This window comes from Streptomyces sp. NPDC056361, from assembly GCF_042262805.1.
Classification (GTDB): Bacteria; Actinomycetota; Actinomycetes; order Streptomycetales; family Streptomycetaceae; genus Streptomyces.
Genome location: NZ_JBHJQI010000318.1, coordinates 1 through 1,298 on the forward strand (window position 1 = coordinate 1; position 1,298 = coordinate 1,298).

1 protein-coding gene and 1 pseudogene are annotated in these 1,298 nt (G+C 66.2%); one reads left to right on the plus strand and one right to left on the minus strand.

Annotated features, from left to right (window positions below; genetic code table 11):
* Positions 1–362: 362 nt before the first annotated feature.
* The gene (locus ACFCY7_RS40475; RefSeq protein WP_376491083.1) at positions 363–929 is read right to left on the minus strand and encodes a MarR family winged helix-turn-helix transcriptional regulator; all 567 of its coding nucleotides are present in this window, start codon (positions 927–929) and stop codon (positions 363–365) included.
* Between the two features lie 154 nt (positions 930–1,083).
* Here ACFCY7_RS40475 and ACFCY7_RS40480 point away from each other — a divergent pair.
* A pseudogene (locus ACFCY7_RS40480) lies at positions 1,084–1,298 on the plus strand (MFS transporter); the annotation flags it as partial.

Below are 1,298 nucleotides of genomic sequence, written 5' to 3' on the forward strand. Positions count from 1 at the left end.
AGATCTTTCCGATCCGATTTCCTCGGTGCTTTCCGGTCCCTTTCGCTTTCGCTCCGGGCCCTTCCGGCGGTTCCGACTCTATCAGATCCTTTCGGCGTCTGATTCCCAGTCAGCGGGGTTTGTCTTTCCGGCTGTTGGGCCGTTCCGACGTCTCAAACTCTAGCGGATTTCCCCGGCGGCTCATAATCGAGCCATTCGAAATGAATTTCGGCATGCCGAAATTCGTCCCGGTGGGGAGATCGTGCGGAGTGAGAGGTGCCGCATCAGCGGCGGGAGTGGTTGTCGAAGAACCGTTCCGGCTCGGTGACAACTCGGAGAACACTACGCATCCGGTAGGGGCGTGTCAACCCCCGCCTGGAGGGTCAGTCGAGGTCCTTCAGGCGGCCGCCGGCGTCGGGCTGGGTGAGCTCCACGCGGCGGAGGAGACGGATGAGGACCTCGCCGAGGACGCCCCGCTCCTCGGTGGTGAGGTCCTGGAGGAGGTCCTCCTCGAAGGCGGTGGCCATGCGCATGGCCTCCAGCCACTTCGTACGGCCTTCGTCGGTGAGCTCGACGATCACGCGGACGCGGTTGTTCTCGTCGCGGTCGCGGGTGACCAGGCCTTCTCCCGCCATGCGGTCGATGCGGTGGGTCATCGCGGCCGGGGTGAGGCCGAGGCGCTTGGCGAGCTCGCCGGGGCCGAGCCGGTAGGGCTCGCCGGCGAGGACCAGGGTCTTGAGGACCTCCCACTCGGCGTTGCTGATGCCGAGGTCCGAGAGCTGGCGGCCGTACGCCACGTTCATGCGGCGGTTCAGGCGGCCGAGGGCGGAGACGACCTTCTCGACCTGGGGGTCGAGGTCGCGGAACTCGCGCTGATAGGCGGCGATCTGCTCGTCGAGGCTCGGCTCCTGGGGGGCCTGCTGACCGGACCGCTCGGTGGTGTCGGACATGCGGCGAGTATCCCACGCGCCTCGTTGGCGTTGAAGTCCTTCAGTGTGTACTGTTAAGCCGTTAACTTTAGTGTTGAAGTCTTCAAGGTTCAGAGCTACACCTCTGAACCTGCGACCGAAGTGGGTGAGTGTGACCAAGGCGAGGGGCGCAGCGATGCGCCGGATTCAGGCAGGCAGCGCGCTGAGCGCGTTCGGACTCGGCTTCACGGTGCCGTACCTCTATGTGTACGTCGCTCAGGTGCGGGATCTGGGCGCGGCGACGGCGGGCATCGTCCTGGCGGTCTTCGCCATGGCCGCACTGGTGGTGCTGCCCTTCAGCGGGCGGGCCATCGACCGGCGCGGGCCCGTGCCGGTGCTCCTGGTGGCCTC